The organism is Wandonia sp. (genome assembly GCF_984588085.1).
The window spans coordinates 1-15,394 of record NZ_CFIGVI010000004.1; the positions used below are offsets into that span (position 1 = coordinate 1).

Below are 15,394 nucleotides of genomic sequence, written 5' to 3' on the forward strand. Positions count from 1 at the left end.
AGAATATACTGTTACTAGACTTTAAAAACAAACGAATAGGTATAAAGAAAAGCACATAACACAGTGTATAGTGTATAGTGCATAGCTACCCTGTGGGATAGCTACGACACCATACACAAACCGTTATGTACAACTGAAGAACACCGCACAAAGATTAAAAAGGTTGAATCCGATGAATATTGAAAAAGAGTATTTTATTACAAAAAATGACTGAAGAATGGATAAGTTCCTGTACACGCTTATTTTATTAACTGGATCTATTTTCCTTTTACCCGCTTGCGGAGAAGATCACTCAGATGGAGAAAAAAGAAAAGAGAAAGTAACTTGTGAAATCAGGTTTACGAACTCCGTTTACCTCGAAAATGGCGTGCCAATTTATAGCGATACAACCAAATACGAAGTTTACATGAACAACAAACTAGTTCATTCCGAAATATTTCAGCCAAATTGGAATTGTTTCTACGGATCTTTGTTTTCATGTCCCTCAGGTAAGCAACATATAACTATTAAATATGGTGATATAACTATTAATGGAACCGTCAATTTAGAAATGACTAAATGCAACATATGGGTCGAAAAATGGAGCAATGAGAACTATTTCCTAACTGTTACATCTGATGCCCCTATTCCAGTTGATGATTAAAATTAATGGAAAATTCAATCAACTGAACGAGAAGAGTTCATTAAAGACTTTAATAATAGAATGTACATAACATCAACTAAAAGCCACGGGCTGAACAACTACATTCAAGAAGCCCGCGTCTCCTAGTTGAGAAACATTATGACCAATTCGAGAAGATGAGAGTTTTGTTCTACATATTGTCTTTTACTACCATGCTATCTTCCCAATTTGGGCTGGGACAGGAAGATTCTCAATGGTTGATGTTCAAGCATGATTCTGTCATCAGTAAAGAGAATGTTCTTGGCTCCTTTCAGGGGTATTGTTCTTTTTTGAGAATAGAGCAGGACACTAATCGATTTACTTTGTATGAATATTGTATGATCCAAAATAAAAAAGGAAAGACAATCTATGCCAAATACACTTACAAAGGGTACTATGCTTTTACAGAAGATAGCTCAGCCATTAACTTGAAACCAAGTAGGGTCGAGATCTTTTCAAGGATGGAAGATAAAGAAATAAAAGAAGAAAAATCATTCTCAGAACACTTGACATGGAGCCTTTTTCTGGACCCTTATCGGTTGATACTGTTTGATTCAGAGATTGAATCTTTATTTGATACTAATTCCTTTTATTTCAGCACGGTCGTTTGCCAGATTCTATATGATGACCAAATGAAAGAATATGCCTCTGCATACGAGATATGGGATCATGGTCAATTTGAATACCCCCCTATTGATTCGACATTGTTGATTGACACCAACAAATACTATATAGAATTACCCAATTTAGAATTAGATAAATTTAGACAAGTTCAACTATATTATTTCGAACGAGAAATAGAGGGGCTTGAAGTTTTAATGTTTGACTATATCGATCAACCTGATAGTTTATTGACATTCAAATCAGAATCAAAATCAAATCATACATTAGTTCACAAACACTATCTGATGTTGCAAAATGAGGGATATTCTGTTAAGTTTAAAAAAGAATAGTAGAAAACAGGTCATAACACTATGTAAAAAGCATTAAAACGACTTTTTACATTAAACGTTACAAGCAAGCCTAACAAAACGACACTACAACGACCAAACGAACATAAATAAACGCTAATTTTGACAGGTAACCAACAACATACAGACCATACAACAATCGGACAACGAGTAAGTCGATACTCATTTCTGATCCTTCTGTATTTTTTATTTTCCTGACCGCACATTTTTTTAAGTCAATTTTAGCCAGCCGCACAAAAGGCACATTTGGTTTTGCCCGACATCCCGATAGCTACCGGGACCAACCCTTCGCAAAACCAAAAGAGCCGTTTATTCCAACACTTTATTACTTTTACACTATGAGAACATTGTATTTTTTATTAAGTATCTGTTTGACCTTATTAAGTTGCACAAGTAAAACCAAAAAGCTTCCAATTCTTGGTGATCCGACAATAGTAGGTAACGACACGGTATATCCGACAATACAGTCTTTTAATTTTATCAATCAAGACAGTATTGAAGTAACAGAAAAAAACTTTGAAGGAAAAATATACGTTGCTGATTTCATTTTCCTTAATTGCCCTACTATTTGTCCGAAAATGACAAACGAGATGATTAAAGTTTACGAAGCCTATAAATCAAACCCTAATATCTTATTCATTTCACATACCATTGACCCTGAGCACGACAGTATTCCAAGACTAAAGAGCTATGCAGGAAATATTGGAGCAGACTCTAAAAAATGGTTTTTTGTAACAGGAGACAAAGACAAAATATATGCGCTTGCTGAGGAAAGCTATTTTGCAACAGCATATTCTGACAGCGCAGCACCCGGTGGTTATGTTCACAGTGGAGGATTGTTACTTGTTGACAAGAATAGACATATTAGAGGTGTATATGATGGTACAGACCCAAAAGAGACTGACAGACTAAAAGTCGATATTAAAACATTGCTAAATGAGCAATTTTAAAACTACCTTTGAGCATTAAAATGAAAAGAACATTCGCCATATTCTTCTTAATCCTTTTTGTGTTTCAAAGCACAAGCACACTTTGGATAATGGCTTCATTTTATGTTCAACGTGATTACATCTCAAAAAATCTTTGTATTAATCGCTTTGATGCTATACCTGTTTGCAAGGGTCAATGCTATCTTACCAAACAACTAAAGGAAAATGAAAAGAAAGAACAAAATTTGCCTAATTTAAAGCAAAAAGAAATTCAACTTTTTTTTCACAACGATATATCTTTTGAAATCCATAAAACTATCTTTGAAGAAAGCCAGAATATTTCTTTTTATAAAAATAATTTTCTTTCCTCGGAATACTTATTCTCCGTTTTTCATCCGCCACAGAACGTCTAAACCGATAATCTCGGAACAGCTATTTTTATTCATTTTCACAATACAAAAAATAACAAATGCAAGCAACAGAATTAGCTGTTTGCAATATCGGTTTGTTTGGTGATGGTGTTAGGCATTTTTGGTTGGATGAATTAAGTGGAATATTAGAGAAATTTCCCGACTTGGAGTTTCCGCATAAACAAGATTTTTATACCTTGATTATCGTGGAAGATGCAGAAGGAGAAATTGTAATAGACAACCATAAAATACGTCTAGACAGGGCTAAAGCCATTATCATTAAACCAAGTTGCATAAACAGAATAGATATAAACCGAAAAGCAAACGGAACAATCATTTGTTTTACAGAGGATTTTTTCTCATTACGATACAACAACAATATTTTGTACCAGTTTTCTTTTCTGCAAAGAGAAGCAAAGCCATACATCAGGCTCACGAATGAGCAAAAATCGAAATGGGATGTTTTGATAAAATTACTTTCGGAAGAATACAGTTTAAAGAAAAGAGAAACAAAAAAGGTACTACGATCATACCTCAATATTGTGCTTTTTGAGTTAGAGAGGTTGTATAAGCCAACAGGGGTTGTAAAAAGCAAAAATCTGAAACAAGAAAAAGTACAAACGTTTGAGCAATTGATTGATAAGCATTTTGAAACAAAAAAACTTCCATCTGCTTATGCTGAATTATTGCACGTAAGCCCGAATTACTTGAATAAAATTTGTAGAAAAGAAACGGGGCAAACGGCAGGAGACTTAATAAGAAAGCGAATTACTATCGAAGCACAACGCTTGTTGCATTACACAAATTACAATATCAATGAAATTGCTGATAAGTTGGGTTTTGAAAATACCTCTTACTTTGTTACATTCTTTAAAAAGCAAACAGAAACAACCCCTGAACAATTTAGAAAAAATCAAAGTTGAAAATCTAAATCAGTGATGTAAATTTCAAAACTTGAACGTGTAAATTTCAAAACAGAAATCCTTTTTATACAACAAAGCAGGAACGAAAATCGAAATTTCCTGCTTTGTTGTTTTTATAAATTCCCAAGCCTAAACAAGACCTTTGTGCCATAGTTAGAATAATAGAATTATGGACTTTCCAATGTTTCACCTCGACTGGCTTAACGACCGCTTTTTGATAGCGATGATAGCTATTTTACACGTTTTTATCAATCACGGCTTAGCAGTAGGATTTATTCCCTACATCACTTGGTTAGAGCAAAAAGGTGTAACGAACGCAGGTAAAGACCAAATCACAGATTTGGCTTGGGATAAGCTCATTTATAAAAAAATGAAGGTTGCTTTTATCATTACAACGACCATCGGAGCAATGACTGGTGTAGGGATTTGGTTTTCTGTTGCTCTGGTAAGTCCTGCATCTATAGGTAGTTTGATTAGAGTATTTTATTGGGCATGGTTCATTGAATGGTTGGTTTTTGTAACAGAGGTAGTTTTGATTTTGATCTATTTCCTCACTTGGAAGAATGCCAACACTTCATTAAAGGCTAAATTGCGGCATATAAAATTTGGCTGGTTCTTATCCATTTTTTCTTGGATAACAATGGCAATTATTGTTGCCATCCTTGGCTTCATGATGGATCCTGGGAATTGGAACAATGAGCAAACATTAATTAATGGATTTACCAATCCGATTTACCTTCCTCAACTACTCTTCAGAACACCAACAGCCATGCTTGTGGCAGGTGTTTTCGGAATGTTACTTACCACAATATTTGCACCGAAAGGAAGTGAGATTAGAGCGAAAGCCATACGTTACGCTGGCAAGTGGATTTTAGCATGGACACCATTAGTAATTATTGGCGCAGTTTATTATTGGAACGTAATGCCTGATGCCATGAAAGACAATATGGCAACAGCGGTTGGTTCGCAAGATTTCGCTGAATATTATGATTTATTGAAATTCTTCATCATTGGTGCGGCATCTGTTTCTATAGTTTTGGCAGCATTTGCTTGGATAAAACCTAAAAGAATAAAATTTGCTTATGTTATAGTGCCTTGTCTTTTTGTATTTGGATTTTTAGGAATTTTTGAACGAGTAAGAGAATTTATTCGTAAGCCTTATGTAATTGGGAATTATATGTATTCCAACTTACTTCGTGAGGAAGATTATCCTTTATATAAGCGTGATGGGATTTTACCTTACATGACTTACACATCCATAACTGAGATTACAGAGGAAAATAAAATTGAAGCTGGCAAAGATATTTTTATGAACACCTGTAGTAGATGTCATACTGCTAACCCACAAGGTGTAAATTCTATCACTTATGTATTTGAAAGATTGTATGGTTTTGGTAAACCATTAGAAGTAGTTAATATAGAAGGGTATATTCCAAATATGCATAATGGAAGAACTTTTATGCCTCCTTTTCCTGGAAATAAAAAAGAATTAAACGCACTTGCTGAATACATCAAGCATTTGCAACAAACTGGTGAAAGTTTGGAAGGTGTTCAAACATCAGGTGTTCAAATTAATCCTTTAAATAACGCTGTATCCGTTTCGAAAAAGATAGAGGAGACTGCCAAAGAAAACGAAAAACAATTAACTCAGAAATAATCAAAAATATGTTACTTCAAATAAATACACCTGTACCTAAAGATATTCCGCTTGATTTACCATTACCAGAATGGTTATTGGTAACATTGCTTGTGGTTTCGTTTTTGTTGCATATCATTTTCATCAACTTAATGGTAGGTGGTAGTATCGTAACACTATGGGCGCAGATAAAAGGATTGAAGAACAAAGAGTATGACACCTTCGCACACGAAATCGCTAAAACAATAACAGTAAATAAAAGTATAGCAGTAGTGTTGGGGGTGGCTCCATTATTGAGTATTAATACACTTTACACCATTTATTTTTATTCAGCAAATGCCTTAACAGGTTTTGCTTGGATTATGATTATCCCATTAGTAACAATAGCTTTTTTACTTACTTATTTGCATAAATATACATGGTCAACTTTTGAGAATAGCAGAAAGCTTCATATTGTAATTATGGCTCTTGCAGTGGCAATATTCTTATTTATTCCTTTAATATTTTTGACAAACGTTAACCTAATGATGTTTCCCGAAAAATGGGGAACCGTTCAAGGTTTTTTGAGTGCTTTGATACTTCCCAATGTTTTTCCTAGATACCTAGAGTTTTTAGGTGCTTGTATCGCAGTAACTGGAATTTTTATAGTTTGGTACAATAACAGAAAAGCATATCCTATTGAGGAAATTTATACATCATTTACTCGATACAGTATTAAAAAAATAGGCTATTCAATTGCTACCATCGGTCTGAGTTTACAAATATTTTTCGGTGTCATAGTGCTTTTTACCTTACCATCTAAAGGAATAAGTTATAGTGTGATTGGTGTCATGTCTCTTGCTGGTATTTTATTAGCAGTTGCCCTTTGGTTTAGCTATCAGACTATTGTTGGCGAAAAAGATAAAATTGATTTACATTTTAGAAAAATTGCGCTTTCAATATTTGCTTTTATGTTGTTTTATGGTGGGAGTCGCCAAATGTACAGGCATAATTCACTCGAAAAACATCAGGAATTAGTTGCCGCTCATACTGGGGAGTTTCAAAAGTTAAGCAAAGAAGCTAGAGAAAACCCAGTTGAAGAATCAGTTGAATTAGAAATTGACCCATCGCTTGGAGAACTTGCCAAAGGCACTGCAATTTTCAATCAGTATTGTATTGCCTGTCATAAGCCAAATGAAATACTAGTAGGTCCACCGATATCTGAAATGGCTTCCATTTATAAAAATGATGAAACAGGTTTGATAAATTGGATAAGAGCACCAGGGAAAAAACGGGATGATATGCCACAAATGCCAGGCTTTCCACAACTTTCAGATAATGACTTAAATGAACTTAGTAAATTTATATTAACCATTAAAAATTAATTTATGACTTTTATTATTCTCATCGACATACTATTGCTTTTTTATATCGTTAAATTGTTTCTAGACATACAAGGATTGTTGATTAAATTAACTAAAAATAAAATGATTAACACTCAAGATAATCAACTCGAAAAAAATTATCAATTTATAAAGGGTCTTTATTAATGGATGAAGAGTTTAGGAAATACAAGAACAAATTTGTTGATACAATACTCAGGTTGTTCTTACACAATTATTATCATTTTGCTAATAGGAAAACACTAAGTCTTCTCACAGGTGCAAGCCCCAAAAGCCAAGGCACAGACCAAAGCTTGTAAAAGATCTTCCACCTTTACTTAGGATATAAAATTGAATTAAAAAAATCTCTTTCCCTTCTTTAAATAAAAAATAATACCCAACTGCACACCCAATCGGCCGACAAAGGCCGCTGACAAGAAAGCGTTTCATTTACTCAGTGGACAGAAGGTCAGCTTGTAACATCACCTACACGCAAGCAGGGGTTTCGTGCTTCGTAGGACATGAAAGTGGTATATTTGAAGTGTAGTTCTTCGTAGGAAGTTCAGTGGTTAAAATGCCCTGCCTGTGTATAGCTGAGAACCGTTATCCTCAATTAGAATGGAAGAAATCAATCAAAATAATCTAATCCAATTTTTAAACAACTTAGAAATAGTTGAAAATGATTGCGACCATTCTAAATTCAAAGGTTGGAATGATTGGAATCCGAAATTTGAACCCGAATTAGTAAGAACAGGGAAAATTGAACAAGATCGAAATATGGAGTCTCCAAAAGAATATTGGGGAGAACAAGCTCCAATTTTGCTTAACGAATATCCTTATTGGAATTGTGAAATTCATCAATGCCCTAAGTGTAATCGACCTTTCTTCTTTTACAATGAAGATGGCAGTCACGGAAGCCAAAAAAGATATCGTCTGATTCAAAAAGAACTAATTGACATTGAAAGCATTAAACCAACTCAAAATTGTCAGATAATTTCAAATCCATATAAATACACAATTTACAAAAAAACGGACTTGACGTTTGAACTTTCAATCTGTAAACCAGTTGCTTTGGGAGTCGACATATACCATATAATGACTGATAACGAAGTGAAATCATTTAAAGAAATTGGAATCAGTGCCTTAGAAAATAGAATGAAAGATATGGATGAAAATTACTCGGATTATCGAGTTGTTTCGTGGAGATAGAAAAAAGAGGATAACAATGAACCGTGGTAAAATCCAAGAAAAAATTCAACTATTTTTTCAACAATAGGGGATTTACACTTCGGTAATTTTCATCATAAACCAATCCTGATTTTGCAATAGCGAAGGCTTGTTTAATTCATTTATTGCCACAGCTATTAACGCTAGTTTTTTCGATTTTCCTTTCGCAATTATCCGTTGGTACAATTCGCGACAAGCTTTGTTGGTTTTACAAGCGACAAACTACTTCTTGATGCAGAATTAAACAAAAGTTGATAAGTCAAGAGGAGAAAAAATCGAACCACTGAATTAGATGAAGTATTCGCGCCCATTCTCAACTATACCAAGGGTTTTAAAAAACAAAAAAGCGGACAAAATGAGTCTTTTAACCATTTGTCCGCTTTGGTGGAGAAGATCGGGCTCGAACCGACGACCTCTTGACTGCCAGTCAAGCGCTCTAGCCAACTGAGCTACATCCCCAGTGCCTCAATTACGAGGCTAAAATATCTAAAAAGTTCCAATAACGAATCGGATCCACTCTTTTTTCTACACTTTGTCCAGTGCCTGCGAAATATCTGCGATCAGATCCTCGTAGTTTTCCACACCGATCGAAAGACGTACCAGTTTCTCCGAAATATTAAAACGCTCCTTGTCCTCCGGATCCACACCAATATGTGTCATGGTCGCAGGATGTTCTGCCAATGATTCTGTACTTCCCAAACTCACGGCAAGTTTTATCAAGCGCAATCCGTTCAAAAAGCGGAAAGCTTCTTTTTCTCCGCCTTTGATGTCAAAAGAAATCATCGCTCCGTACGAAAGACATTGCTTCTCGACAATTGCTTTCTGACGATCATTTTCCGGATACCCCAGGAAGTAAATCTTTTCGACCATCGGATGATCTTTCAGAAAAGCAGCTACATGAAATGCATTTCTCGCCTGCTCGTCCATACGCACTTTCAGCGTCTCAAGACTTCGCATTAAAAGCCATCCCGTATGAGGTGCCGCCATATTTCCAAGGAAAGTACGGTATTCTTTCACCTTTGCCATATAGTCTGCCGAACCCAGACAAGCTCCCGCAATCAGGTCACTGTGTCCTCCGATATATTTTGTCGCAGAATACAAAACCAAATCTGCTCCGTGCTTAATTGGATGCTGCCAAACCGGTCCCATATACGTATTATCACACGCCAGAATAACTCGCTTCTCTTCCGTCGAGAAGTGATCCGCTATCTCGCGACACATTCCGATATCCGTCAGCTGGTTATTCGGATTGGCCGGCGTTTCCAGGTACATCATTTTCAACTTATCTGCCTTTCCGGATGCTTCCACCATCCGAATAATCTCTTCTTTGCTGTCCGTAGGATTGAATGCCAGTACATCCACACAAAAACGAGGCAGTACGTGACGAATAAAATGATCCGTTCCTCCGTACACCGGGTTCGAGAACAAAATCAGATCTCCCGGATCTAAAAAAGACAACATGGCTGTAGAAATAGCGGCCATTCCGCTTTCAAAAACAGCGCAATCATCTGCCTCATCCCAAAGACAAAGGCGGTTTTCCAGAATCTCCAGATCCGGATTATTAATCCGGGAATAAATCAATCCCAATTCCTCATCCTGGTCTTTTTCTCTGAGGCCGTATGCCAATTCAAAAAATGCTTTTCCCTCTTCTGCCGATTTAAACACAAACGTAGAGGTTTGAAAAATCGGGCACTTAATCGCTCCTTCTGACAACTCCGGTTTATACCCGTGAGACATCATCAAACTTTCCGGTTTCATCTTCTTCATCTTACAAATTTCCTAAATACAAATGATCTATCCAATAAATTTTATTTATTTAGATATACTATCTATATTTGATTACTATTTCTGACAATTCACCTAAAAAAATGAATACGAATGCAAAAAAAAGATGAAATATCTTTCCGAACTGATGAGTTGGACCTGAAAATTCTCCAGTTGCTCCGCAAAAACGGGAAATTGAGCACCAAAGAAGTGGCACAGGAACTCAACCTGACCTATACTCCCACCTACGAACGTATCCGAAAACTGGAAAACAACGGTTTTATCAAAGGATACCATGCCGAAATTGATCTCGCCCTACTGGGAAAGAAACTCACTGTATTTACACAGGTCTCTCTAAAAGTGCACACGCAGGAGTTTCTGGACGACTTTGAGCGTTCCGTTACCGCATTCCCGGAAGTACAACTTTGCGCACACATTTCAGGAGATTTTGACTACCTTCTGCAAATCGCCGTCCGCGATATAGAGGATTATCGTGAGTTTATTGTTTCCAAACTTTCCAAGATCGATCTCATTTCAAAACTGCACAGCAATTTTGTTCTGAAACTCATCAAAGATCAGGGTAGTATTTACTGATTTCCCTTTTTAGCGTTTTTTGTGAAAAGCTTTATTAGTGGTTCTCCTTGAAAATCGTTAATATTTGTATTTTTACCACATCAATAGAGTGACATGGCAAAGCAGAAAAAGGAAAAAAAGGAATTTTCAAAGAAAACGAAACGAACCATTCTTATCCTTCTTTGGTTAGGAGCATTAAGCCCTTTCTTAGCGCTTTATTTCATGTTGGAGCAGTCAAAAGCGAACCTCCCGGACTATGAAACGCTCGAAAACCCGCCCGATCTTCAGGCTTCTATCGTGTATTCAGATAACGGAGAAGAACTGGGAAGATACTGGCGTCTGAATCGAAAAAATGTAGATTACAATCAAATTTCCCAAAACGTATTTTCCGCTCTGATTGCAACGGAAGACGAAAGATATTACAGTCATCCCGGAATTGACGCCAAGGCACTTGGAAGAGCTGTTTCTGCGGCTGCTTTGGGACAAAACAAGGGAGGAGCCAGTACCATTTCGCAACAGCTGGCCAAAATACTTTTTACCGATCCGGCTAAATCAACCTGGGAGCGATTACGCCAGAAACTCGGAGAAAATATTCTGGCAACACGACTGGAAAGAGCCTATACCAAAGAAGAGATCATCACCATGTATCTCAACCAGTTTGATTTTCTTTTCAATGCTATCGGAATCTCATCTGCATCCCGGGTCTATTTCAACAAGACACCGGATCAGCTTTCCATCCAGGAAGCAGCGCTTTTGGTAGGAATGTGTAAAAATCCGGGATTATACAGTCCGATCAAACGTCCCGAAATGGCACTTGAGCGACGTAATGTCGTATTGAGTCAGTGGTTAAAAAACAGTGATAGCGAAGGAGTAACCGTAAAACTTACGCGTGCCATGTACGACTCCATCCGCGAACTGCCGATCGAACTTGATTACCAGAAAGCCGATCACAAACGTGGACCTGCTCCTTATTTCCGGGAAGTTTTACGTCGCGATGTACAGCATCTGTTGTCGGAGAAAAACGAAGACGGATCGTATAAATACACCAACAGTAAAGGTAAACCGTATGACATCTATGAGGACGGTCTCCGTATCTATACATCCATCAACCTTCGCATGCAACAACATGCCGAAGATGCGATGGAAAAACACCTGAAAGAAACACTTCAACCTGAGTTTGATAAAAACAACGCCCGCACAAAGAACTTCCCTTTTGCCAATACCATTAAGGAGGAACAGATCAATGCGATCATGAACAGTGCCATCAAACGCTCTGATCGCTATCGAAATGCCAAAGATGGCGGACTTTCGGAGAAAGAAATTCTAAAGCAATTTGATACTCCGGCGGAAATGAGCATTTTCTCCTGGAATGGAGAAATAGACACAGTAATGACGCCCCGGGACTCCATCCGTTACTACAAAAGTTTCCTTCGTGCCGGATTACTATCGATCGAACCCCAGACAGGATTCATTAAAGCGTGGGTAGGTGGAATTAATTTCGACCACTTTGCATACGATCAGGTAAAGCTTGGGAAAAGACAGGTTGGTTCGACCATAAAACCTTTCGTTTACAGTGCCGGAATTCGCTTTGGTGTGACTACACCCTGTACAAAATACGCGGACATTGCTTATTGTATGGACGTTCCCGAATCTCCCACTAAAATGAAATCCTGGTGTCCGAACCCCGGAACAAAAGTAACGGGAGAGTTGGTGACCGTTAAACGTGCATTAGCCAATTCACAAAACAATATTACCGTAAAAATCATGTCTGAAATGGGGGCTACTCAGGGACCACAGGCTGTAGCTGAGTTGATGCGTGATTTGGGAATTGAACTACGGGAAGAGGACGTTGTTCCTGCAATGTGTCTGGGCATCATGGACCTTTCTCTTTATGAAATGGTAGGGGCTCAGGCGGCCATAGCCAACAAAGGAATTTACAACAAGCCTCTTGTTATCATGCGGATAGAAGACCGCAACGGAAAAGTAATTTATGAAGGTCAACCACAGTCCCGTGAATCGATGAACGAACACCTTGCCTATACAACCATTGCTATGATGAAAGGAGTGGTTGACGGAGGAACAGGAGGTAGTCTTCGCGCAGCATGGCGTCCATGGGGAGGAATTACTGCTCCTATGGCAGGAAAAACAGGTACCACGCAAAATAACTCGGACGGTTGGTATATGGGATTAACCCCTGATCTTGTCACGGGAGTTTGGGTTGGTGCCGAAGACAGAGCCGTACGTTTCCGCTCTATGGCCTGGGGACAGGGTGCGAGAATGGCGCTGCCGATTTTCGGACATTATATGAAAGCGATTTACGCAGATAAGAAGATAAAACTATCAACTGCAGATTTTGAAATGCCTGATGGCTATGACCGATCGATTATGAATTGTTCGGGAGAAAGCGGAGATGGCGGATCTAGTATTGATTTTGGATTTTAAAGTAAGAAAAGATGAACAAAGTTGTTGAGAACGTAGAAAAAGCACTTGCAGGAATTGAAGACAATATGACCCTCATGGTAGGTGGATTTGGATTGTGCGGAATTCCTGAAAATTCAATTGCTCAACTGGTAAAAATGGGATGTAAAGGACTTACCTGCATTTCCAACAACGCCGGAGTGGATGACTTTGGTTTAGGATTGCTTTTACAAAATCGACAGATCCGAAAAATGATTTCTTCGTATGTCGGAGAAAATGATGAGTTTGAACGTCAGATGCTTTCCGGAGAATTGGAAGTTGACCTTATCCCTCAGGGATCTCTCGCAGAACGATGCCGTGCAGGAGGAGCCGGAATCCCCGCTTTTTTTACTCCGGCCGGATATGGTACTGAAGTTGCCGAAGGAAAAGAGGTGCGCGAATTTAACGGAAAACCTCACATACTAGAAACAGCGTTAACAGCTGATTTCAGTATTGTTAAAGCGTGGAAAGGAGATACAGAAGGAAACCTCATCTATAAGGGAACCGCCCGGAATTTCAATCCGATGATGGCCATGGCAGGAACGATTACCATTGCTGAAGTGGAAGAACTTGTTCCGGCAGGCGAATTAGATCCTAATGAAATTCATACACCCGGAATTTTTGTACAGCGTATCTTCCGGGGCGATACATTCGAAAAGCGCATAGAACGACGTACTGTTCGTAAATTATAATCCCGAACAGGATGTTTATTCCGGATAAAAAACAAAAGTGGGCAGTAGCTTCCTATTTCGGGCTACTGTTTTCTTTTTTAGTGGTCAGGGCAATTACTGTTCCGCTCATTCCGGATGAAGCCTTCACCTATTTTCTGTATGTCGAACCCGGAAATTTTCTGGCTCCGGCAGCACAGGCGGATGCCAATAATCATTTACTGAACTCTGTCCTGTCCTATCTTTCCGCTTCTGCATTCGGACATTCAACGTTTGCACTACGTATACCAAATCTATTGTTTTTCGGGCTTTATTTCTTCGCCGCCTATAAACTCGCTCAGTACAAAAAATCTCCAACAAGTTTCTGGATTGTACTTATTTCGCTGACAACTATTTATCCCATTCTTGAGTTTTTCTCACTTTCCAGAGGGTACGGGATGTCGTATGCACTTCTACTCTATGCCATTAGTCTTGTATTTGATTTTCAAAAGCAACGAAACCCATTTACTCCCTGGTTGGTTCTTCTGATCACCATAGCCGGACTGTGGTCACAATTGAGTTTACTTTTTGCCTTCAGTGTGCTTTTACTGATCTGTGCACTTATCCTTCTGCGGGAGAAAGAATTCAGCATACGCAACAAAATCGGATTTTCAGTCTCTTCTGTTACCACGTTATTCCTTTTCGTTCAGCACATTGCAGATATGAAAAAAAGCGGACTACTGTATTTCGGCAGTAAACACGGGTTTCCGATTACCAATCTTGTTTCGCTCAATGAGCTATTGTACCAATCGAAAAATAAATGGTTAGCCTATCTTATTTGCGTGCTCTTCCTAATCGCTTTAGTTGGCCTGATTGTTTTCCTCTTAAAATTCCGAGTGGCCAGTCTGACCCGGCATGAAATTGTATTTCCGGCAATACTATTGGGTTCTGTAACAGGAACGGTTCTTTCCATTTATTTACTGGAGGGAGAAGGGCCTCTATCCAGAACTGCTCTGTACTTTTTTTTATTGCTGATCGGCAGCTTTCTCTTTATGAGCAACCAGGAAAATGGATCTGCCCGCATTAGTACATTTATTCCCATCCCCCTGACAATATTCACCCTCTGTTTCATCAATAGCAAATACGTTAATTATTGGGCTGAACACGCTGTACAAAAAGAAATCTATCAAATCCTGTCCGCAGACAAAAACCCCATGAAAAGTGTTGGAGGGTCAGATTATCTGGATCGTATTTTCTATGCTGAACACACCATCTTCGGTAAGGGAGTTCCTACAACGTATCACATTCAGAGGGAACATTTTGCTGCAACAGACTATCTTTTGCTTACACAGAAGGATCAGAAAAAATACCAAAACGAACTAAAGGGATATCAACTTGTAGTTTCGGATGAACAGGGAGTAAATCTGTATCACGCTAAAAAAACGCGAACAGCGACTAAAATTCAGTCATTTACTTACACTTTCCAACCCGGCAATCATGAATTTATGGGTGTCGGTAGTCTGTTCAGTAAAGAGTATGATTTAAAGAAGGACTATTGCATGCTTGTAGAAACAGCCTCCAGATTCCCTCAAAAAATAGCGGATTTGACCTGGGTTGTCAGCTTCTTCGATCAGGAAGGAGGAGCAATTGAAACCCGTTATTTCACGATGAATCATTTCTCAAGACACTGGGCTGACGGAACGCCCTTTTCTTTCTCTGTTCCAATCCCGCTGATTCCTGAAAACACAGATGAAGTGAGACTGTATTTATACAATCCCAAACTACAGCAACACGATCATATTGAAATTTCGTATACCCTATACCAACTGTAAATT

Annotated in this window: 12 protein-coding genes, 1 tRNA gene and 1 pseudogene; 11 read left to right on the plus strand and 3 right to left on the minus strand. The window is 38.2% G+C overall.

All coding sequences use genetic code 11. The features are described from left to right. The first annotated feature begins 217 nt into the window (after positions 1-217). The 7 genes from AC4PL9_RS02575 (at position 218) to AC4PL9_RS02605 (ending at position 8,100) form a co-directional block, all read left to right on the plus strand. On the plus strand, positions 218-643 hold the full coding sequence (locus AC4PL9_RS02575; protein WP_491603225.1) for a hypothetical protein: 426 nt from the start codon (positions 218-220) through the stop codon (positions 641-643). 155 nt (positions 644-798) lie between these two features. After that, positions 799-1,614 (plus strand): hypothetical protein, encoded by an 816-nt coding sequence (locus AC4PL9_RS02580; protein WP_491603226.1) that lies wholly within the window; start codon positions 799-801, stop codon positions 1,612-1,614. Between the two features lie 356 nt (positions 1,615-1,970). Further along, complete coding sequence (locus AC4PL9_RS02585; RefSeq protein WP_491603227.1) at positions 1,971-2,582, plus strand: SCO family protein; 612 nt, start codon at positions 1,971-1,973, stop codon at positions 2,580-2,582. 448 nt (positions 2,583-3,030) lie between these two features. Continuing rightward, positions 3,031-3,894, plus strand: a complete 864-nt coding sequence (locus AC4PL9_RS02590; protein WP_491603228.1) for an AraC family transcriptional regulator — start codon at positions 3,031-3,033, stop codon at positions 3,892-3,894. Between the two features lie 169 nt (positions 3,895-4,063). After that, positions 4,064-5,551 (plus strand): c-type cytochrome, encoded by a 1,488-nt coding sequence (locus AC4PL9_RS02595; protein WP_491603229.1) that lies wholly within the window; start codon positions 4,064-4,066, stop codon positions 5,549-5,551. A gap of 8 nt (positions 5,552-5,559) precedes the next feature. Next, positions 5,560-6,894: a c-type cytochrome gene (locus AC4PL9_RS02600; RefSeq protein ID WP_491603230.1), complete on the plus strand. Its 1,335-nt coding sequence runs from the start codon at positions 5,560-5,562 to the stop codon at positions 6,892-6,894. A 615-nt stretch (positions 6,895-7,509) separates the two neighbouring features. Beyond that, positions 7,510-8,100 carry a hypothetical protein gene (locus tag AC4PL9_RS02605; RefSeq protein ID WP_491603231.1) on the plus strand — a complete coding sequence of 197 codons (591 nt, stop codon included), beginning with the start codon at positions 7,510-7,512 and terminating at the stop codon, positions 8,098-8,100. Between the two features lie 49 nt (positions 8,101-8,149). Here AC4PL9_RS02605 and AC4PL9_RS02610 read toward each other — a convergent pair. The 3 genes and pseudogenes from AC4PL9_RS02610 to AC4PL9_RS02620 form a co-directional block, all read right to left on the minus strand. Next, positions 8,150-8,340 (minus strand): annotated as a pseudogene (locus AC4PL9_RS02610) (IS110 family transposase); the annotation flags it as partial. 160 nt (positions 8,341-8,500) lie between these two features. After that, positions 8,501-8,577: transfer RNA gene (locus AC4PL9_RS02615), tRNA-Ala, on the minus strand. Between the two features lie 66 nt (positions 8,578-8,643). After that, entirely contained in the window at positions 8,644-9,885 is a 1,242-nt protein-coding gene (locus AC4PL9_RS02620) for a cystathionine gamma-synthase family protein (protein ID WP_491603232.1), read from the minus strand. A gap of 111 nt (positions 9,886-9,996) precedes the next feature. Between AC4PL9_RS02620 and AC4PL9_RS02625 the strand changes: the two genes are divergently transcribed. The 4 genes from AC4PL9_RS02625 to AC4PL9_RS02640 all read left to right on the plus strand — a co-directional run bounded on the left by AC4PL9_RS02625 (position 9,997) and on the right by AC4PL9_RS02640 (position 15,391). After that, complete coding sequence (locus AC4PL9_RS02625; RefSeq protein ID WP_491603233.1) at positions 9,997-10,476, plus strand: Lrp/AsnC family transcriptional regulator; 480 nt, start codon at positions 9,997-9,999, stop codon at positions 10,474-10,476. Positions 10,477-10,569: 93 nt separating this feature from the next. Further along, positions 10,570-12,897: a transglycosylase domain-containing protein gene (locus tag AC4PL9_RS02630; RefSeq protein ID WP_491603234.1), complete on the plus strand. Its 2,328-nt coding sequence runs from the start codon at positions 10,570-10,572 to the stop codon at positions 12,895-12,897. A gap of 11 nt (positions 12,898-12,908) precedes the next feature. Continuing rightward, on the plus strand, positions 12,909-13,604 hold the full coding sequence (locus AC4PL9_RS02635; protein ID WP_491603235.1) for a CoA transferase subunit A: 696 nt from the start codon (positions 12,909-12,911) through the stop codon (positions 13,602-13,604). Between the two features lie 11 nt (positions 13,605-13,615). After that, entirely contained in the window at positions 13,616-15,391 is a 1,776-nt protein-coding gene (locus tag AC4PL9_RS02640; protein WP_491603236.1) for a hypothetical protein, read from the plus strand. Positions 15,392-15,394: the final 3 nt, after the last annotated feature.

Coding starts and splice junctions, on each gene's coding strand:
- AC4PL9_RS02605 (WP_491603231.1), top strand. CDS start 7,510: ATGGAAGAAATCAATCAAAATAATCTAATCCAATTTTTAAACAACTTA.
- AC4PL9_RS02585 (WP_491603227.1), top strand. CDS start 1,971: ATGAGAACATTGTATTTTTTATTAAGTATCTGTTTGACCTTATTAAGT.
- AC4PL9_RS02625 (WP_491603233.1), top strand. CDS start 9,997: ATGCAAAAAAAAGATGAAATATCTTTCCGAACTGATGAGTTGGACCTG.
- AC4PL9_RS02595 (WP_491603229.1), top strand. CDS start 4,064: ATGGACTTTCCAATGTTTCACCTCGACTGGCTTAACGACCGCTTTTTG.
- AC4PL9_RS02575 (WP_491603225.1), top strand. CDS start 218: ATGGATAAGTTCCTGTACACGCTTATTTTATTAACTGGATCTATTTTC.
- AC4PL9_RS02640 (WP_491603236.1), top strand. CDS start 13,616: ATGTTTATTCCGGATAAAAAACAAAAGTGGGCAGTAGCTTCCTATTTC.
- AC4PL9_RS02630 (WP_491603234.1), top strand. CDS start 10,570: ATGGCAAAGCAGAAAAAGGAAAAAAAGGAATTTTCAAAGAAAACGAAA.
- AC4PL9_RS02590 (WP_491603228.1), top strand. CDS start 3,031: ATGCAAGCAACAGAATTAGCTGTTTGCAATATCGGTTTGTTTGGTGAT.
- AC4PL9_RS02635 (WP_491603235.1), top strand. CDS start 12,909: ATGAACAAAGTTGTTGAGAACGTAGAAAAAGCACTTGCAGGAATTGAA.
- AC4PL9_RS02580 (WP_491603226.1), top strand. CDS start 799: ATGAGAGTTTTGTTCTACATATTGTCTTTTACTACCATGCTATCTTCC.
- AC4PL9_RS02600 (WP_491603230.1), top strand. CDS start 5,560: ATGTTACTTCAAATAAATACACCTGTACCTAAAGATATTCCGCTTGAT.
- AC4PL9_RS02620 (WP_491603232.1), bottom strand. CDS start 9,885: ATGAAGAAGATGAAACCGGAAAGTTTGATGATGTCTCACGGGTATAAA.